18 protein-coding genes are annotated in these 20688 nt (G+C 32.3%); 10 read left to right on the top strand and 8 right to left on the bottom strand.

Translation table 11 applies throughout. The annotated features are described in order from the left end of the window. Nucleotides 1–103 precede the first annotated feature (103 nt). On the bottom strand, nucleotides 104–1345 hold the full coding sequence (locus IEV72_RS13090; protein ID WP_188459574.1) for a protoporphyrinogen/coproporphyrinogen oxidase: 1242 nt from the start codon (nucleotides 1343–1345) through the stop codon (nucleotides 104–106). Nucleotides 1346–1474: 129 nt separating this feature from the next. Here IEV72_RS13090 and IEV72_RS13085 point away from each other — a divergent pair, with 129 nt between their 5' ends. Beyond that, nucleotides 1475–1894: an arsenate reductase family protein gene (locus IEV72_RS13085; protein ID WP_188459573.1), complete on the top strand. Its 420-nt coding sequence runs from the start codon at nucleotides 1475–1477 to the stop codon at nucleotides 1892–1894. An 84-nt stretch (nucleotides 1895–1978) separates the two neighbouring features. Here IEV72_RS13085 and yaaA read toward each other — a convergent pair whose 3' ends face one another. The 6 genes from yaaA to mfd all read right to left on the bottom strand — a co-directional run bounded on the left by yaaA (nucleotide 1979) and on the right by mfd (nucleotide 10087). Continuing rightward, on the bottom strand, nucleotides 1979–2740 hold the full coding sequence (gene yaaA, locus IEV72_RS13080; RefSeq protein ID WP_188459572.1) for a peroxide stress protein YaaA: 762 nt from the start codon (nucleotides 2738–2740) through the stop codon (nucleotides 1979–1981). A 141-nt stretch (nucleotides 2741–2881) separates the two neighbouring features. Beyond that, nucleotides 2882–3970, bottom strand: a complete 1089-nt coding sequence (locus IEV72_RS13075) for an AMP-binding protein (protein ID WP_188459571.1) — start codon at nucleotides 3968–3970, stop codon at nucleotides 2882–2884. A 52-nt stretch (nucleotides 3971–4022) separates the two neighbouring features. Continuing rightward, nucleotides 4023–4973, bottom strand: a complete 951-nt coding sequence (locus IEV72_RS13070) for a CPBP family intramembrane glutamic endopeptidase (protein WP_188459570.1) — start codon at nucleotides 4971–4973, stop codon at nucleotides 4023–4025. Between the two features lie 3 nt (nucleotides 4974–4976). Next, nucleotides 4977–6008 (bottom strand): o-succinylbenzoate synthase, encoded by a 1032-nt coding sequence (locus IEV72_RS13065; protein WP_188459569.1) that lies wholly within the window; start codon nucleotides 6006–6008, stop codon nucleotides 4977–4979. Nucleotides 6009–6267: 259 nt separating this feature from the next. Further along, nucleotides 6268–6495: a hypothetical protein gene (locus IEV72_RS13060; protein WP_188459568.1), complete on the bottom strand. Its 228-nt coding sequence runs from the start codon at nucleotides 6493–6495 to the stop codon at nucleotides 6268–6270. Nucleotides 6496–6673: 178 nt separating this feature from the next. Further along, the gene (gene mfd, locus IEV72_RS13055; protein ID WP_188459567.1) at nucleotides 6674–10087 is read right to left on the bottom strand and encodes a transcription-repair coupling factor; all 3414 of its coding nucleotides are present in this window, start codon (nucleotides 10085–10087) and stop codon (nucleotides 6674–6676) included. A 475-nt stretch (nucleotides 10088–10562) separates the two neighbouring features. On the opposite strand from mfd, the gene IEV72_RS13050 reads away from it, so the two are divergent. From IEV72_RS13050 to IEV72_RS13010, 9 genes are all read left to right on the top strand, one after another. Continuing rightward, complete coding sequence (locus IEV72_RS13050) at nucleotides 10563–10784, top strand: hypothetical protein (RefSeq protein WP_188406208.1); 222 nt, start codon at nucleotides 10563–10565, stop codon at nucleotides 10782–10784. 59 nt (nucleotides 10785–10843) lie between these two features. Beyond that, the gene (locus IEV72_RS13045) at nucleotides 10844–11563 is read left to right on the top strand and encodes a GLPGLI family protein (protein ID WP_188459566.1); all 720 of its coding nucleotides are present in this window, start codon (nucleotides 10844–10846) and stop codon (nucleotides 11561–11563) included. Between the two features lie 215 nt (nucleotides 11564–11778). Beyond that, the gene (locus tag IEV72_RS13040; protein WP_188406204.1) at nucleotides 11779–12003 is read left to right on the top strand and encodes a hypothetical protein; all 225 of its coding nucleotides are present in this window, start codon (nucleotides 11779–11781) and stop codon (nucleotides 12001–12003) included. Between the two features lie 51 nt (nucleotides 12004–12054). Then, nucleotides 12055–12768: a GLPGLI family protein gene (locus IEV72_RS13035; protein ID WP_188459565.1), complete on the top strand. Its 714-nt coding sequence runs from the start codon at nucleotides 12055–12057 to the stop codon at nucleotides 12766–12768. Nucleotides 12769–12872: 104 nt separating this feature from the next. Then, nucleotides 12873–13118 carry a hypothetical protein gene (locus tag IEV72_RS13030; protein ID WP_188459564.1) on the top strand — a complete coding sequence of 82 codons (246 nt, stop codon included), beginning with the start codon at nucleotides 12873–12875 and terminating at the stop codon, nucleotides 13116–13118. 51 nt (nucleotides 13119–13169) lie between these two features. Then, complete coding sequence (locus IEV72_RS13025; protein WP_188459563.1) at nucleotides 13170–13883, top strand: GLPGLI family protein; 714 nt, start codon at nucleotides 13170–13172, stop codon at nucleotides 13881–13883. Between the two features lie 36 nt (nucleotides 13884–13919). After that, entirely contained in the window at nucleotides 13920–16595 is a 2676-nt protein-coding gene (locus IEV72_RS13020; protein WP_229731927.1) for a TonB-dependent receptor, read from the top strand. Between the two features lie 135 nt (nucleotides 16596–16730). After that, complete coding sequence (locus IEV72_RS13015; protein ID WP_188459561.1) at nucleotides 16731–18296, top strand: hypothetical protein; 1566 nt, start codon at nucleotides 16731–16733, stop codon at nucleotides 18294–18296. Further along, entirely contained in the window at nucleotides 18297–19607 is a 1311-nt protein-coding gene (locus IEV72_RS13010) for a M48 family metalloprotease (RefSeq protein WP_188459560.1), read from the top strand. It begins immediately after the preceding gene. A gap of 102 nt (nucleotides 19608–19709) precedes the next feature. Here the strand turns inward: IEV72_RS13010 and IEV72_RS13005 are convergent, their stop codons facing one another. After that, a complete protein-coding gene (locus tag IEV72_RS13005; RefSeq protein WP_188459559.1) occupies nucleotides 19710–20474 on the bottom strand; it encodes a DUF6503 family protein in 765 nt (254 codons plus the stop codon). Nucleotides 20475–20688: the final 214 nt, after the last annotated feature.

Here is a 20688-nt window from a genome sequence, read left to right as displayed (position 1 = left end):
TGCTATCGGGGCTAAAAAACTAAGATTTTTCAATTGACACATAGGTAATACAGAACTAAAATTGCTATCGGATTTAATAGCTAACTAATTTAAAAATTCTGGATTAATTGATGTTTATAAAACCATCTTTAATTTTAGCAATTACAGCACGAGCAGCCGATTCGCCATTCAACATCGCTGCGTTTAATGAACCGTTAGAAAGTTGGTCTCCGGCTAAAAATACTCGGTCTTTTAATTGAGTTTCAGAAGGTGGCATCATGTAATTTACCGTGTACATAACAGGCAAGGCTTTTTTAATTTTATAATATCGCTTAAATTCTACAGATTCAATTCCGCAATACGTCTGTAATTCTTTTTCAACTTGTTTTATTAAATCGTCTTTGTTTAAATGATGAAGTTTAACCACGCTAACCGACAATAAAAAATGATTAGTATCTTTTATATTTTGGTAGTGTATGTTATTGATCAAAGCAGCTTCATCTGCAACTAAACCAATTAAAGGTTTGTCGATTACTTTATTTTTTACTTCAAAATATAAATTTTCAACCGATTTCCATTTTGATTCTTGGTTTTTCAAATTCGAAATCAGTGGCCAAGCTTCAGCAGCAATAATTGCATAATCGTAAGGAATTTTCTTCTTGTTTTCCAAGATCAATTCTTGGTCTTTTATTTCAGCAACTTTCATATTGAATTCAAATTGAGTCTGCTTCAACTGAGCAGCTAATTGATTTGGGATGGCCTGAATTCCCTTTTTAGGAATCGCTGCATTTCCTTCAGCAAACATTTTGTACACAAATTCAAATTTACGACTGGAAGTAGACAATTCATCTTCTAAAAAAATTCCGGTAAAAAAAGGCTTAAAGAACTTCTGAATAATTTCATCAGAGAAACCCTTGTTTTGTAAATAAGCCAAAGTAGTTTGCTCTGGAGCTAAGAAAATATCGTCAAAACTTTTCTTTTTTACGGCATTACTTAATTGAAGAACTTTCCATTTATCAGAAACACTCCCGATTTTAGCAAATATAGTGGGAAACAACAATGAAGATTTTCTGCTAGGATCGCCAATAGTGAATTTACTTTGTTTGTAAAAAATACACGAGCCTGGATAGAAATCTTGAAGCTCTAATAAATCATAATCAAGATATTTTACTGCAGCTGGATACTTTTTTAATAAAACCTGAAAACCATGGTCAAATTGCAAACCATCTCGGTAGTCTGTTTTAACTCTGCCACCTACTCGATCAGATTGATCAATCACAATGGGTTTAAAACCTGCTTTTTCTAAATTAATAGCTGCAACTAAACCACTTACACCTGCTCCTACAATTACAATTTTTTCTTTCATTTAAAGCAATAGAATTTTGTTTAAAAATAAGGATTTCAATTCATTCAGAAAAACCAAATAGAATTTATAAATATTTGCAAATGCTATAAGCAGAATCAATAAAGCTTGTATCTTTAAGTCAAAAATAAAATGTCAAATAACAAAGAGATGGGAGTAATTGCCAAGAACGAAAAACAAATTACATTATTTAGTCATCCCGATCATCATCTTACTACAAAATGCATTGCCGTAGCAAAATCAAGCAAAGCAGAAGTTCAAGTTGTTGATTTAGCAAAAACAAAATTAACAGGAACGGCCTGGAAAGAATTAGCTAAAATGTTGGATGCTAAAGTAGAAGATTTAATTTCGAAAAACCATCCTGTATTTCTTGAAAAATTTGATAAAGATGCTGTTTTAGATGAAGAAGATGCGATGAAACTACTTCAAAATGAACCAGAAATTTTAGCCTATCCCATTGGTGTGCGTGGAGAAAAAGCAATACAAGCTAAGAACAGCACCGATATGATGAAATTACACAAACCCGATTCTAAAGATGCTAAGTTGCCTTAGACTTTTTTCAAATACTTATATGTGAAACAAAAAAGCGGGAAAATTCCGCTTTTTTTATTTGAAAATTGAAACTCATTATCTAAGTTACCTGATAAAAACAGGTTCATCTTGTTTTTCTGTATGTTCTTCACTAAAACGGTAGTTATCATAATCAAACCCAAGTAAATTATCTAAAGTTTCTACGTTTTGGTCAATGATATATCTAAACATACTCCCTCTTGCTTTTTTAGCATAAAAACTGATAATTTTTAATTTTCCATTTTTAAAATCTTTAAAAACAGGACTGATTAATTTTGCCTTTAACTCTTTCTTGTTTACAGCTTTAAAGTATTCATTACTAGCTAAATTAATAAGCAATTCATTTGCTTTCATTTCTGCATTTAAGCTTCTGGTAACCTTATCTTGCCAAACTTCATATAAATTGTTTTTATCTTCAACAGCTAATTTGGTTCCCATTTCTAAACGGTAAGCTTGTATTAAATCTAGCGGCTTCAAAACACCGTATAATCCAGAAAGTATTCGGAGTTTATTTTGCACTGCATCAATCTTATCAGTTGGAATAGTGTAGGCATCAATACCATCGTAAACATCACCATCGAATGTATAAATGGCAGGACGTGCGTTTTTAGTTGAATGCTCTTCTTTAAATTCCTGAAAACGGCTATAATTTAAATCGGCTAACTTATCGCTGATGCTCATCAAGTCAGCAATTTCTTGCTTAGTCATTCTAGCTAATTTCCTTTGAATTTGAACAGCTGTATCTAAAAAAAGGGGTTTAGTATGTTGCTCTGTAGGTAGACTACTTTCTAAATCTAAAGACTTTGCAGGTGAAACGATTACTTTCATATCATAATTTTTATCAAAAATACTTTAATGTAGATGAGCAGCATTCAAATTAAAAAATCATTATGAAAAACGAGCTGCAATTATTGTTACTTCTACGGCCTCTATTGTTGCTATTGATAATGTTGTTTTTTTAATCAAAATTTACCTTTTAACTAACTCTTTAGTGCCTGAGCGATTTACTTTTCCAGTTCTGGTTTTTTCGAATTCATCTACAAGTATAATTTCTTTGGGAATTTCAAATTTGTCTAAAGTTTCTACTTCTTTAACTAAATTTTGAATGGCACTCTTATCTGCTTCATCTTTACTTTCAACAAAAAGCACTACTTTTTCACCTAAGGATTCATCTGAAATTCCCGTGATAAAAAATGGTTTTTCAATATGAAGCTGAAGCTTTTTTTCTACTTGTTCTGGGTGTATTTTCACTCCACCAGAATTTATTACATTATCTAATCTACCTTTCCAATAAAAACGAATATCGTCTACCAATTCTACCACATCACGGGTTACAACAGGTTCATCTGTAATTTTTGGTGCGGTTACAATTAAACAATTTTGATCATTTACTGTAAAACTCACATTTTTTAGCGCTTTTAATGGCTTCAATTTGGTTTTGGTAGAAGAATTTAATCTTCTTGTAGCAATATGCGTTACGGTTTCAGTCATTCCATAGGTTTCAAAAACCTTAGTAGGAATATCTTGAATCTTTTTCAATAGACCTTCAGAAATCGGTGCACCTCCAACAATTACTTTCTTAATCAAATGAATTTTATCTAAAGAATGGCTTAACTGATGTGGAGTTAAAGCTGCAAAATCATATTCCTTTTCAACTTCTTTTAGTGCATTAGCCTTCGGTTCTACTAAATCTAAATGCCAACCCAAGACCATGGCACGAATCAGCATCATTCTTCCCGCTACATAATTAGCAGGAATACAACACAATGCCTTAGTTTTAGCAGGCAATTTAAAGCGCTTACCTGTAGCTTCAGCACTGTTTTTCATTTTTTCTCGAGAAACAAACAGCTCTTTTACTTCGCCAGTTGAGCCAGAAGTCCTGAGCTTCATTTGTTCGTAATTATCATTGAACCAATCTAGTAGAAAATTACCAATTAACTCTTCGTATTCTGTTCCTTCTTTAATAAAACTGTAAGCAACAGGATAAATTTCTTCTTCGTTATAATGATAGCCATTCAACTTAAAATCTGGATGAATTGGAATGATATTGTCTAACATATTTTCTAATTTTATTAGAGTATAAATGTAGAAAAAATTAAGCAATACCAGTTTATATATTTTCCATTTCTACTGGCGGATTTACTTTACCAAATAATTTTTGTTTCCAGTTTTTCCATTTGTAAATTTTAGCAAGAATTAGCACATAAATAGGATAAATGACTAAAACAGGTACTAAAACATCAAAATTCACACTAGGATCCGCTTCAGAAATTAAAATAGATTCTGTTTGAAAAGCAGTCCAATCTGCCGTAACCAACAGAGCTGTTACCAAATTATTTGCTGCATGAAAACCTAAAGAAAGTTCCAAACCTTCATCCATTAAAGCAAAAATGGCAAGCAGAAAACCTGTTCCAATATAACTGATCATAATAATATTACCAATTTTGTCTACTTCAGGATTGAAAAAATGTAGCATTCCAAATACAACTGAAGTGAGCACAAATGGTACGGCCCGATTTTTAAAAATAGTTCCCAAACCTTGCATTAAATAACCCCGAAAATAAATTTCTTCAAAACTGGTTTGGATGGGAACTAAAATAATCCCAATCACGGCTAAAATTAAAAACGGAACTAAGTTAAAGTTGATGCTGTAGTCTTCTGGACTTGTGTAAAAGTCTACTAAAGTAGCAACTACAATTAAAACTGCAATCAAACTAAAACCGACAAAAAAACGTTTCCAATCAAAGTTTTTGCGCGTAGTTATTACTTCTAAAAAATGCTGTTGATGAATAAATTTAACTACGAACCATATTCCGAAAAACCCGATTACAAAAGAAAACATCAATAAAAAGAAAGTGAGATTTTTGCTTAAGGTGTTCATCATGACCGAATAATCGTTTATTGAAGAAATGGATTCACCTTGTTCTAGTAACTTCCAGGAAACTATTCCGGCAAAAGGAAGTTGACCAAATTGCCAAATCACAAAAATTAAAACCGTTCCTACAATATAGCGCCAAGCATCATGTTGCGCTTTAAATCCTTGAGCTACAAAATCTTTCATGTATTAAATCTTTCCCCACTTTAACTGTGGATTATACCATAATTTTTCGCCTTTTACTTCAAGCGGAGACGGAATGTTGTTGGTATACAAACTTCCAGTTCCTAAACCTTGTGGCATTTCATTTTGCAAAGTTTGCGTAAATTGAGCAATGGCATTTAAGCCCACGTTGCTTTCTAACGCACTGGTAATCCACCAACCTGTTTCTTGATTTTCAGCTAAATCTATCCAGTTTTTGGTTTGCAAAAATCCTCCTACCAAACTCGGTTTTAAAATAATGTATTGCGGCTGTATGGTTTGTAGCATTTTTTCGCGATTTGTTACATCAAAGACTCCGATTAATTCTTCGTCTAGCGCAATGGGTAATGGAGTTTTTTCGCATAAATCAGCCATGCTTTCCCACTGATTTGCTTTGATGGGTTGTTCGATGCTGTGTAAGTTGAATTCACTCAGGCGTTTCAATTTTTCTAAAGCATCATTTGGGTGAAAAGCACCGTTGGCATCTACTCGTAATTCTACTTCTTCAGGTGAAAAATCTTTTCTTATTTTTTTCAACAATTCCAATTCAGCTTCAAAATCGATCGCCCCGATTTTTAATTTTACACAGCTGAAACCTTGTTGTAATTTTTCTTCGATTTGTTTTTTCATAAAATCGAATTCGCCCATCCAAATTAAACCGTTGATAGTAATTCCTGTTTTTCCTTGGGTAAAATTGGATGAAAACAACACATGCGGATGACTTGCTGCTATGGATGCCAACGCCATTTCTACACCGATTTGTATGGAAGGAAATTCAGTAAGTTCTTCGAGTAACTTTTCTTTGCCTAAATGAATGTTTTGGCAAGTCCAATGCAGTTTTTCTTCGTAGTCTGGTCGGTCGTCTACCGATAATCCACGTAAAATTCCACACTCGCCTATTCCATAATTTTCATTTTCCGTAAGTTGAATGAACCAAGTTTCTTTGGTTTTTAAAACTCCACGTGAAGTTCCGCTGGGACGTTTAAATTCGAGAATATATTTTTGATAGGTTGCTTTCATGCCTATTTGTTTAAAAAATGTTTATCTAATCTAAGATAGCTAGGCTGCAAAGATTCAATACTCAGTGTGATTTTCAATTGTAATTAGCATAATTTTTAGCCACGTATGCACGAATAATCGTATAGTCGTGTATTCGTATATTCATTTAGTCGAATACATGAATTAATTATGATTTTGGGTTTTATTGGTGGCAGGTTAGTGACTAAAATTTGGAAGGTGGATATTTTTAAATTTAATGAAGGAGCTATCTAAATTTGTATCAAGAACTACTTTTTGCATTCCTACACGCTTTTATTTCATCATTTATTTCTTGCATTGTCATTTCTGAAAGACCGCATTTATTAGATAGTTGGATGCTTTTTTCCAAGGTTTGTTTCGTGATTTTCTTACCAATAATATCAACCAATTCAGAAAATGACAAGGTATTTTTGTTTAAACCCAATTGGTTAAATTCAAAATCAGATATTTGGATATTTACAGACTTCATTTTTATTGATATTTATTTCAAATTTACTAAATTCAAATTTGATTTTTGTTTTATGCATCTTTTTTTTATAATTTTTAGCCACGATTGCACAAACACAATAGATTCAACATTCGTACACCCAACATTTCTCACAGGCAAATTTGTAGCAAAAATTTGAAAGCATAAAAACTTTATTTATCTACCCTTCTGAAACACTTAAAACTTCTTCTTTTATTTGCTCAGGTAATAATTCTTTAAAAATAGTAAGCGCTTTTATTGCTTTTTGAATGGATGTAATTTTATTGAAACTCACTAACAACCGAAGTCCGTTTCGGGTTTGTTTTTCTTTGATTTGACACAATTGATAATTTTGCTGCACCAATTGCATAACACGGGTAAAACGCTGGGTTTGGTAAAATTCAGATTGTTGGTCGGCTACAAAATAGCCTATCATTTTGTTTTGCTTCAAAATTACCTTTTCTAAGCCCATAGCATTGGCAATCCATTTAATGCGGACACTGTCCAACAGATCTTTAGCCTCGTTAGGTAAAGCACCAAAACGGTCTTTCAACTCATTTTCAAAAGCAACTAATTCTATTTCGTTGGCAACATTTCCTAACTTGGAATACAGATTCAATCGTTCTTTGATATTGTTGATGTAATCATCTGGGAAAAGAATTTCAAAATCTGTATCGATTTGGGTTTCCTTCACAAAGATTTTATCTTCTTTGCTTTCATCATCATACAAATCCTTAAACTCTTTTTCTTTCAATTCTTGAATGGCTTCATTCAGAATTTTCTGGTAGGTTTCAAAACCAATATCGTTGATGAAACCGCTTTGTTCGCCACCTAATAAGTCTCCTGCGCCACGGATTTCTAAATCTTTCATCGCAATTTCAATTCCGCTGCCTAAATCAGAGAATTGTTCAATGGCTTGAATTCGTTTTCGGGCATCTGGCGTCATGTGGTGTAAAGGTGGTGTAATCAGGTAACAAAAGGCTTTCTTGTTGCTTCGCCCTACCCGACCGCGCATTTGGTGCAAATCTGAAATTCCAAAATTATTGGCATTGTTGATAAAAATGGTGTTGGCGTTGGTGACATCCAAACCGCTTTCAATAATGGTGGTGGCTACCAAGACATCAAATTCATTGTTCATGAATTTCAGCATCAACTGCTCCAATTTTTTTCCATCCATTTGTCCGTGACCAATTCCAATTTTAGCATCGGGAACAAGTCGTTGAATTAAACCTGCTACTTCTTTGATATTTTCAATACGGTTGTTGATGAAAAATACTTGTCCACCACGTTGTATTTCATAGGAAACCGCATCGCGAATCAATTCTTCTGAAAAACGAATCACGTGCGTTTCGATAGGATAACGATTGGGCGGCGGTGTTTTAATGGTCGACAAATCTCGAGCAGCCATCAAACTAAATTGAAGCGTCCGCGGGATAGGTGTTGCCGTTAAAGTAAGCGTATCGACATTGGCTTTGATGGTTTTCAATTTATCTTTTACAGAAACGCCAAATTTTTGCTCTTCGTCGATAACCAACAAGCCTAAATCTTTAAATTTCACATTTTTGTTCACCAGTTGATGGGTTCCAATCACGATATCAACTTTACCAGCTTCCAAATCGGCTAAAACTTGGCTTCGTTCTTTTGCTGTTCTAAATCGGTTTAAATAATCTACCGTTACTGGAAAATCCTTCAAACGTTCACTAAAGGAATTGTGATGTTGAAAAGCTAAAATGGTAGTCGGCACCAAAACAGCAACTTGCTTGCCATTATCTACCGCTTTGAATGCAGCCCGAATGGCGACTTCTGTTTTGCCGAAACCTACATCGCCACAGACCAATCTGTCCATGGGTTGTGGACTTTCCATGTCTTTTTTTACATCTTCGGTGGCAGCACTTTGGTCGGGTGTGTCTTCATACATAAATGAAGCTTCCAACTCGTGTTGCAAATACGAATCAGGATTGTATTGAAAACCTTTTTCCAACCTGCGTTTGGCATACAATTGAATTAAATCGAAAGCAATTTTCTTAACCCTGGTCTTGGTTTTTTGCTTTAAACTTTTCCAAGCTTTGCTTCCTAACTTATAGATTTTAGGTGCTTTGCCATCTTTTCCGTTGAATTTAGAAATTTTATGAAGCGAATGAATACTCAAATACAAAATATCCCGATCGCCGTACACCAATTTAATGGCTTCTTGTTTATTTCCTTCAACATCAATTTTTTGAAGTCCGCCGAACTTCCCAATTCCATGGTCGATGTGGGTTACATAATCGCCAATTTCTAAGCTGGTCAATTCTTTAATAGTCAGTGCTTGTTTTTTGGCGAAACCACTCTTCAATTTGAATTTATGGTAGCGGTCGAATATTTGATGGTCGGTGTAGCAAAGCAACTTATTATTGGCATCTACAAAACCTTCATGCAAGGAAAAAACCAAGGTTTGGTAAGCTACTTTTTGGTCTTGGTCATCAAAAATATCATGAAAACGCTTGGCTTGTTGTTGACTTATACAAGCTATATAATTGGTAAAACCTTCTTGATTACGTTGGTTCAAATCTTGCATCAACAAATCGAATTGCTTATTGAAACTAGGCTGTGGTTTTTGGTTGAAATCCAATACTGCTAGTGCTTCAAATTTAGTTTGGCTGCTGACTTCAACAAAGCTAAATTTTTCAAATTGCTTGTCAATGACTTCTGCATTACAAAACAAATCTTTTGGTGGACTGTGTTTTAATTCTAAATCCAATTCCGCATAGGCTTTTTCAGCTTTGGAAAACAAATCATCTAACTTAGCATCCAAAAGTGAAACATTCTTGCTGAATATGATGGTTTTAGCCGAAATGAATTTCAGAAACGACTCTCGAGTTTCGTCTAACTGCTTGTTTTCTACATTCGGCATAATGCCGATTTTCTTTTTAGTATCTTTAGAAAGTTGAGTTTCTACATCAAAAGAACGGATGCTTTCAACTTCATCGCCAAAAAATTCAATTCGGTAAGGTTCATCGTTGCTGTAAGAAAATACATCAATAATTCCGCCGCGAACGGAAAATTCACCAGGTTCGGTAACAAAATCTACGCGTTTAAAGTGGTATTCAAATAAAACTTCGTTGATGAAGTCCAAACTCAATTCTTCACCGACATTGATTTTCAATATGTTTTTGTCAAGTTCTTTTTTGGTGACTACTTTTTCAAAAAGTGCTTCGGGATAACTAACAATCACAGAAGGTTTTTTTCTAGAATTAATGCGATTAAGCACTTCTGAACGTAGCAAAACATTGGCATTATCGGTTTCTTCACCAGAAAGCGAATCGATGTGATAGGGTCTGCGGTAACTTCCGGGGTAAAAAAGCACGTCTTTTTCGCCGATTAATCCTTCTAAATCGTTGAGATGATAGGCTGCACTTTCCTTGTCTTCCAATAAAATTAAAAACGGAACATCGCTATGTTTAAAGGCTTCTGCCAGCAAAATGGAAAAACCTGAACCCACTATGTTTTTAAGTTGAAGCTTTGGATGTTGTTCGGATTGTGACGCAAAAATCCCCATCAATTCCGAAAATTGTGGGGAGTCTTTAAGGGACTCGCTAAGTTTGGATATGCTCATGCCGCAAATATAATTAGTTTGCTAGCTTAATGGACTACAATTTTAAATTTGACAATTATTTAATAGCGGTGTAGGTGTTATGGTAATCTTGCATTGTAATCTATTATACATGGTGTAGCGTAAGAAAAATCAAAAGGTGAACACCTGATAATCAAAAAATTAATTAAAAATAGTTTGCTACATTGTTTTTTTTTTTTTATAAATTTGAAATGTAAAACCGATAAAAATTGTCACTATTCATCAAAAATTAACAATAAAAAAGTATTGATAAGGCAGGAAGCAATACACACCAAGTCGCTAAAAAAAAGCCCCTGCATATGCAAAGGCTTAATTAGCGGAAATATGAAAAAACATACATCCACATCCAAATACAAATGTACGTTTTTTCATGATGACCTATACCAATTTCTATAAAAGAAAGTTGGATTATCGTTCCAAGATGGGAACAACAAATAAAATTTAAAAATTTATCAAAATGAAAAAATTAGTATTAACTTTAGTATTGGGTGTATTCGCTTTTGGAAGCAGTGGGTTTGACACACAAGAACTACAACAAGATCCTAGCCAAGATTGCTTGAATGACGCATGGGATTATGGGACAAGAGCAGCGAGCCTACTTGTGTACCCAAACACAGAAGAAGCAAGAAATCAATTTGCTTATTTAGCAATGGAATATTATATCGAAGAAAATTGTTAAAATTTAAATCTCTTATTTATATTATAGATATGGATAAGAGATTTTTAATACCCATTTAAATGACTAAATACATTTTATTTTTTTTTATTTTTATAAATATTACAGCAGCTCAAAATCATGGTAAAGCCATTTATAAAATTAAATACAATATAAATCTTGATTCTGTATTCAATGATATTAAAGGAGAAAAAAAAGAAAAATTCAAAAAAACTTTTTTTAAAACAATTGAAAATACAGAAAAACAGAAATTTTCATTAATTTTTAAAGATAATGTATCTTATTTTTCAATGGTTGAAAGAATGGATTCAGATCATGACGAAATTGAATCAAAATTTGTCAAAAAGTTATATCCAGATCATTATTTTTATTTCAAGGAAAATAATTTATTTAAAGTACAAAAAGGATTTAATAAAAATGGTTATTTAGTAGATATCAATAAAATTATTGATGTCTCAAAGTTAGATTTTAAAGATGGGGCTTTTAACAAAAAAATCAATGGTTTTGATTGTTCCTTGGCTTTATATGAATCTAAAGATAAAGAAATAACAAAGATATGGTTCACAACAAATATTAACAAACCTTTTGGTCCGCTTACATATGTCGGATTGCCAGGATTAGTGGTAAAAGTTGAAACCCCTAATGGAATTATAATAAGCTTAGAAAAAATTACATTTAAAAAACAAAAAGATATTACTATTCCTGATGATTTAGAAAAAATCACAGAAGAAAAATTCAATGAGATAGTAAAACAAGCCTTAGGTAGATATAATAACAATTAAACCAATAAATATGTCAATCTTCTGCAACTAATCTAAAAAAGAGAAAGCTCCTACAGAGTAGAAGCTCCTCACCGTAAATGCATGAAAAACATACATCCACAACCAAACACAAATGTACGTTTTTTCATGATGACCTCAACCACTTTCTGTAAAAGAAAGTTGGAAGACCGTTCCGAGATGGGAACGAAAAATTAAAATTTTAAAATAATAACAAGATGAAAAAATTAGTATTAACTTTAGTATTAGGCGTATTTGCTTTTGGAAGCAGTGGGTTTGTTACAAATGATAATGACCCAATAACAGTAATTAAAGACTGTAACGAATTACAACATGTAATTTTTGCTTTTTACTATAATAATGGTTGGGGTAGCGACTATGCATGGGATAGGAGCATAAGATCTTATGAAAGATGTGAGGCTAGAAAACTATTAGGTAATTAATCAAACACACTAATCCTATACATAATAGGATTAGTGTTTATTTCACAATTTATGATAAAAATAAAGTTTATATCTGCAATTTTTTTTGTGACTAGTATTATTTTTTCTCAACCCAATAGTGGTGAAATTACTTATGGTCAAAATGTTATCAAAATGGTAATTGACACTACTTCAATTAATGATTCGTATGTCAAAAAAATATTAGTTGAGCAATATTATGAGAAGCAAAAAGCACTGAAAGCAGACGACCCTTATTACTCGCTTCAATTTAATGGAGAAAAATATGTTTTTAAAAGGCTAAATTTCATGGACAATGATGCTTATGGAAAAATAACCAACCAATTGGCAAAAGGAACTTATTTCATAAACACACAAAAAAACTCTATTTATCATAAGGGTAATTTTATGGGAGAAGATCTAATAATATATTACAATAAACAGCCCTACAAATGGGAAATTAAAAACGAACATAAAATTATACGAGGTTATAATTGCATAAAAGCAGAAACAATAAAAAGAAATGAAAAGGGAGTAGAAACAAAAGTGACAGCTTGGTTTACCACCGAGATCAATTTAAATTTTGGTCCAAAAAATTACTTTGGCCTTCCCGGATTAATTATAGAATTATATGAATTAGATAGTGTCTATTATTTGAAAGATATAAAATTTAAAAGTATAAAATTGAATGAAATTAATTCTAAAGACAAAAAAATAATTACTTATGATAAATATATATCAAAAGTGAATGGTAATATCAGATTCTAAATAGTATTGAAAACTAACTTTTTAAGAAAAAATAAAATTTGTTTGTTACAAGAGAAAGTTAAAATACCGTTCCGAGATGTTACAAAATTTAAAAATTTATCAAAATGAAAAAATTAGTATTAACTTTAGTATTGGGTGTATTCGCTTTTGGGGCAAGTGGGTTTAAGTCTGATAATTATAACTATAGTGAAGTTGACTGTATGATGTACCAGCATCGTGTATTTGCACACTTTTATGATAGTGGTATTGATACTGATACTGCTTGGGACGAATCAATTATGTTTTATGAAGCTTGTATGACTAATAATTACCCAAGTTTATTAACAAATAATCCAATATTGCCACATTAATTAATAATCACACTCCGTAAATTTTAAGTTTACGGAGTATTTTTTTTAGATATGAAAATTTTTCAAACATTATTTATTTCATTAACATTTACTTTTTTTTGTTCTTCTCAAAAAAATTCTGGTATCATTACCTATGGTCAAAACTTAAATAATTTTATCATTGACACAACTTCAATTGATGACTCTTACCTAAAAAGTGTTTTATTAAAATCATTTACTGACAGGAAAAATGCGCTTTCAGCAGATGTAGATGTATATAAATTAGTATTTAATAAAAGTCAAAGTAGGTTTGAACCAATTGAACGTTTGAGTTCAGATTACAAAAATGCTTATCAACGAGCAATAACAAAAGGTATATACTATATTGATATTAATAGCAATAAAATAGTTTACTCAAAATACTCTGGATATTTAGGAAAGCAGCTTATTATAAATTATGACAAACAACCTTATGCTTGGAAAATTCATAATGAAAAAAAAGAGATTAAAGGATATATCTGTCAAAAAGCAGAAGCTATAATACAGAATGAAAAAGGAGTTAAATCTAAAGTAATCGCTTGGTTTACAAACGAAATAAATTTAAATTTTGGACCAAAACAATATTTTGGTTTACCTGGATTAATTATAGAATTACACGAATTAGAAAGTGTATATTACCTTCGAAGTATAAAATTTAAAGATGTTGAACTAGATACAACAAAAAAGGGTGAAGAGATTAGCTATGATGATTATTTAAAGATGGTTAACGGGGTTAGTAGGTTTTAATTTATTTAATAAATCAATAAAAAATTTAAAGATAAATTGAGTAAAAAAAGTCTTGTAGTATTTTCATTATTATACAGTATAATGAGTTTCGCCCAAACCCTAACCGGCACAGTTCAAGACAGCACAGGTATAGCTTTACCCTACACCAATTTAATAGCTTCTCCTATTGCTAGTCCCGATGCACAAATCACCTTTTCCATTTCTGATGAGTTAGGCAGGTATAAGCTGGAGCTAAAAAAAGCCATCCCCTACAAAATTGAAATTACCCACATGGGGTTTTCAAAACTAACAGACACCTTACAAATTGAAGAAAGCACCACTAAAAATTACACCTTGATAGAAAGCAATGAAAGTTTAGAAGATGTATTGGTAAAAGCCGAGATGGCAGTTATTGTGAAGGAAGATACCATTACCTACCGTACCGACCAGTTTAAAACTGGAGACGAGCGCAAACTCCGCGACATCTTAAAAAAACTCCCTGGTGTAGAAGTGGATAGAGAAGGTAACGTAACCGTGAACGGTAAACCCGTTACCAAACTCATGGTTGAAGGCAAAGAATTCTTTTTTGGCGACCCTAAACTAGGTGTAAACAACATTCCCGCCGATGCGGTGGATGAAGTGGAAGTCTTGGACAATTATTCAGAAGTAGCATTTTTAAAAGGGCTTAAAGACAGCGATAAGATGGCACTAAACATCAAGCTAAAAGAAGGCAAGAAGAAATTTGCTTTTGGCGATTTGGCAGTCGGTGGCGGTCATCAAGACCGCTATTTGGTCAACCCAACCTTGTTTTACTACAGCCCCAAAACTTCGGTTAACTTTATAGGCGACTTTAACAACGCTGGGCAAAAGTCCTTTAGCATGAGCGATTACATCAATTTTGAAGGCGGTTATGCTGATATGATTGACCGCCCAAACGCATTTTCCATTTACCGAGACGATTTTGCCCAGTTTCTTAATCAGCAGGATTTCGTTTTCAACCAAAACGATTTTGGCGCAGGTAGCTTATCGCAAGACTTAGGGCGCAATTGGCAACTAGATGCCTATTCCATCATCAACCGAGGAATTGTAGAAACTCAAAACAGCAGCGATATTACCTACCAAACCGGTATGGCAGAAGATGAATTGCGAACCCAAGAAAGCGAGCAAGAAATGCTGTTTAGCATCAACAAAGCCAAACTGCGTTACGATAACATTAAAGATGTAGATATGTTTATCGATTTGTTGGTCAAAACTTCAGATGCCGATAGCCAATCTACTTTAAATTCGCTTACCGCTTCTCGAGAAAATTTTGTGGTTACAGACCAATCGCCTAGAAAGTTAGATGTCTCCAAAACCATGAGCATCAACAAGCAATTTTCCTACAAACACACCACCAGCATCAATACCAAATTGCAATATGTAGAAAGTGAAAATACCCAAGATTGGTTGTTTAATCAACCTGTTTTTTCAAATCTGATTCCGTTTCAACCCGATGGCGACAGCTTCAACTTACTGCAAAACAACCGCACCATTACTCGAGCTGCTCAAATTGATGTGAAGCATTATTGGGTCTTGCACAACTTTCACCATATTTATCCAGTGGTGGGAACGGATTATTTTAGCCAATATTACGGCAGTAACGATGCACAAATTCTTCAAGATGGAAGCGTGAATTCCTTTCAAGAAGCAGGCTTCAATAACGACTTAGATTTTCGACTTTTAGATGCCTACGCAGGATTTCAGTACAAAACCAAAATTGATAAATTAACTATTCGCCCAGGTTTAATTGCGCACTCATTTCATTGGAGCACGGCACAGTTTGATGAAGCACAAGTTAATCATCAAAAATTTGCATTTTTACCCGAGCTGATGATGAAATACGAACTCAATTCTAGTGAAAAATTCAATTTCGATTATAATTTACGTACGCAATTTGGTAATGTTCAGCTATTTGCTAATCGGTTACGTTTAGCTAACTTCAACAGCTTGTACCGCGGTAATGAAGAATTAGAAAATCAACTGTATCATCAATACCGCTTGCGCTACTCCAACTTCAATATGTTTAAAGGCTTATTTTTGAATGCATCCTTAAATTACAATCGTCGTTTTCAAAGCATCCGTAACCAAACCGAAATAGAAGGCATAGACCAAGTTAACACCAGTATTTATACTGATTTACCCGAAAATTCCTATAGCTTCAATAGTTCAGTATCCAAGTTAATTAGGAAATTGCGTTTGGGAATTTCTGGTGGAATCACTTTAAGCGATTATTCACGCATCATTAACGATGAAGTGATTGATTACAATTCCAATTCATATAACTATGCCTTCACTTTTAGTACACGATTTAAAGAAAAATGGCCCAATGTAGAATTACGTTTTCAGCAGTTTTATAATGATTTGAGTTCAGTGGCAATAGATAATCAGTTTGTACAAACTTCACCCAACATCAATGTAAGTTATCGGTTTTTAGAAGATTTTTTATTCAAAGCAGATTACCAATACAATCATTATAAAAACCGAACCCAAAACCAAAGTAATATTTTTGAAATTGGAAGCGCCAGTTTGTTATACGGAAAAGAAGACAGTCCGTGGGAATTGGGAATAGAAGCAACCAACTTATTCGATGTGCGTTTTAAAAACAACAACTCTGTCAATCAATTTTTAGTGAACGACCAACAAATCTTTATCCAACCCCGAATTATCATGTTGAAGTTGAATTATAGGTTATAGGTGACATGTTGTAATGTTGATGGGAGCTGCTGTAAATTCTATTTCAATGGTTGCTATAATTTTTATTTTTTCTTAAATTTTCGGAAAATTCAGAAAAAAATATTCTATTTTTCAAAAAATTTTAATCCAATTATTATGCGCTTCGTAATTTTATCTATTGTATGCTTCATCTTAATTTCAGCAAAGTCTACTGCACAAATCAATGATTTAACCGATTTATCTACTGGAGAGTTTGTCAGTTTTCAAGCTTTATTCGATTATGACGACAATTTGTTTGGCTATGTTGCTCAATTCAACTTAGGAGAAATTGAAAAAAGAGTAAACAGCTTTGAATTTGTGGTATATGACAAAAACTTAAATCGTTTATTGGTCGAACAAGTTACAGGAGACGATGTTGTTAAAAAATACAATTATGACCTTAATAAAGATGGTAAATTAATTGTATCTCCAGAATTTGATTTTAGCGATATTAATGTTTTTCAAGCCATGAACATCAATAAGAATGCAAGTTATAGAAAACTACTTGAAGTAAATTTAAATTCCGGAACAGTTTCAGATTACAAGCCACCGATCTATTTTGCAGGTGAATTAATGTTGGATTATTCAAGCATGGACAATAAAACATTAAATAAAAAGATGAAAGCCCATAAAAGAGAGATAAAATTTTATGAGCAAGGGGTAACAGAAGTTTTAGAAAATGGCAAGTTTTTAGTAAAAACTAGAAGAACAAAAGACTTCCAAAGTTTTACTGATTTTCAAATCAAACTTTTTGATGAAAATAAAAAAGAACTTTGGTCTTACGAATACAATGTGAAATCTAAAAGAAATAAATACGAAGAAATCGGCATTTTAGATTATTCTGATAAACAGATAAGCTTTATTCAAAAAAATGTAAAAAAGAAAAACGTTGACTTATTTTTTAAAGTAATTGATGCTGAAACTGGAAAAATTATTGCTGAACAAAAAATTGAGAACATAAATAGTACGGGGTTAAATCATTTACTTTCTTCCAAATCCAATTTAATGAAGCGTAGTAATGATGAGCATACTGTACTTTCGGCAGCTATAATTGAAGATAAAAAGGATGATGTTTCTGGTTTCTTTGTTGCTAAAATAAATACAAATACTAACCAACTTCAATATAATGTTATCGATTTTAATAAAGACCTTTCTGTCTTAATAGATGATGAAATTAAAAAAAATGGCAGCATTGATGGGCATCATTTATACCCAAGAGATATCTTGCTAAAAGATGATGGTAGCTTCAAACTAATCGGAGAATTAACGAAGTATGACCTCAATGATGGTAATGTAAATATAAAATCGGTTGAAGATTTGTACGTCTTAGATTTTAATTCAGATTTAAAACTGCAATCCGTAGATGTAATTGAAAAGACCGAACAAAAACAAAAACGACCAAATTATCTATTTTCTAGAAAATTGAGTGATGATAGTGACGATTTAGTTTTCTTTTACAGAGATTTTATTGAAAATGAAGAAACAGGAGACGAAAATTGGATTTTATACATCAATACATACAAAGACAATAAGCTCACACAAGATCAACTGAAACTTACGTCTAAAAATGAAGGCTTTGAAATTTATCCTTTTGTAGCTAAAAAAGGTTTTATCTTACTTCATGAATTCGACGAAAATGAAGAACACAATCAAGTTAGATTAGAGCGTTTAAATGTGTATTAAATGAAATTCTGTTTAAATAATTTATCATTCATTATTTTTCTGATTGGCTTTATTTCATTTTCACAACATAATCAATGGACTTTAAATGAGAATGAAACACTTCAAAAAGAAGTGTACAACTCATTTTTTGAAACTAAAGAATTATTGTATGCAGATTTAAAGGATCGACATTCTCGAAAAATTTACAAATTAATGATTGAAGAGTTGGATGAATTTTATGATGAATTCGACAAACAATTTGATGATGAAAAATTTGTATTCGATAATAGACTTTATGATTATACAAATGATGTATTTCAAAAAATAGTAGCCGCTAACCCAGAAATTGCTAATGCAAAAGGTTTGCTTATTTCTAAGGAAACAACACTCAATGCCTATAGTTTACCCAATGGATTTATAGTTGTTCATATCGGTCTTTTTTATTGGCTTCAAAATCAAGATCAAATGGCTTCAATAATTGCGCATGAATTGGGCCACAATGTTTTAAATCATTCGCTGAACCATAGAACTGAAATGTTAATTGAAGAAAATTCCAGAGCGAGTAAAAAAAAGTTGAGAAAAATTAAGCGAAGTCGAAAGGGTAAATCGATTAAAGCAAGAGAAGCTTTTAAATCTAGTTTGTATGCAACAAGCAAATACAAAAGAGAAAATGAATTTCAAGCAGACTCTATAGGTTATCATTTTATTGAAAATACGGTTTTTGATAAGAATCAAATTATTTCTTCTATGGAATTATCTTCAATGTATGATAGCCTTCAACCAGTGGGATTAAATGCTAAAACATATATGCAATTGTTTGATTTAAAAAAACAAACTTTTAAAGAAGAATGGCTTGAAATTGAAGACCTTTCCAATTACAATTATGATTTATTGAAATCAAGATTTTTAAAGGACTCCATTGCAACGCACCCAGATATGGAAGTTCGTATCGAAAATTTGATTCAGCAATTTCCAAATTTAGAAAGAAATACAAATTTGAAAGCAGAAACAGATTTTATAGAACTCAAGAAATTAGCTAAAATGCATCGAGTAGTTAGCCTTTTTGAAGATGAACTATATAGCCATTCACTTTACGAATGTTTGTATAGAATACAAAATGAAGACGAAATAAAATATTACACCTATTGGCTTGGTAAAAATTTAAATCAACTTTATCATTCTAGAAGAGATTACACTTTTAATAAACATGTTAGCCGAATAAATCCTAAAAATCAATCGGATAGCTACATGCAGTTTTTAAGTTTTTTATGGAATTTAAGCACTCCCGAGTTGGAGACCATGGCTGAACATTATAATAATACAAAAGACTAGTTCTCATTTCAATTTAATGCTTGCTGTGTTGTTGTATCTTCTATGGCTAATCAGAAAGCAACAGAAGCTATAGAAGCAATAGGTTCCTTAGAAAAAACATCATCAATTACAATTCAATTCCACATCATTTACCAAAACATCCGTATTTTCAATAGTTGATAAAAGCACATACTTTCCTGCTAAGAAATCTGCTAAGGCATTTTCAACTTTAGCATTTTCAAAATTAGGTTTATAGTTTTCATAACCTAAAAACTGAATTCCATTGACTTTTTGTTGGACAATTGCTTTTCTAAATCGTATTCCACCACCGTTTACTTTAAAGGAATAAGCCAAATAAGCAATTTGAAATGTTTCGGAATTAATCCAATAATAATAGACATCTTCAAAATCTTCTCCGCCGCCTTCTTCTTGAAAACTTACTTTTATTTTATAGTATTCCTTGTTTTCATCAGTTTCCATTCCTATTAAACTCTTCTGAACAGCTTCATCATTCAATCGAAACGGAAGTTGCACAAAATAATGTACAGAGTTGATAGATTCTGAATACAAATTGGCTAAGCTGTCTTGTACTGAAACAAAAGTTTCATTTTTAGTTCTTGTGAATTTTCCTTGATTCAATTCATCTTTAATGATGGCAGAATCCGTTTTAAATTCACGTTGAAGTTTTAGTCCTTCACAAGTTGGAATACTTCTGTAAGTTTTCTCTCTAAATTGAAATTGAACAATGGCTTTTTCAAATTTGCTCGTCCCAGATGAATCAATTGCCCTTTGAATAATGTTACTCACTTCTAAGTTTTCCTTTTTATCCGATGATGAACAAGCTGATAAAACAAGAAAGATGACCGAAATTAGCCAAAATTTATGCATGGTTGGATTTTGATATCAAACATACGAAATTTCATTTGTTCGTACTATTGAGCTTAGAAGTTAGGTTAGAGTTGTACTAGGTGTTATGCGAAGATTCTGTGTTAAAAGCAAAGGAATATTTAGACTTTTTTATATTTGTATAAAATCAGCATAAGCTAGATTCTAAAGGTTTTGCATTTTCAAGCAAAGCCTTTTTCTTTTCTTCATATTTAGA

The sequence above is a fragment of the Psychroflexus planctonicus genome (genome assembly GCF_014640195.1).
Lineage (GTDB): Bacteria > Bacteroidota > Bacteroidia > Flavobacteriales > Flavobacteriaceae > Psychroflexus > Psychroflexus planctonicus.
The sequence above is the reverse complement of the archived record's forward strand: the minus strand, read 5'-3'. Positions and strand labels throughout refer to the sequence as shown.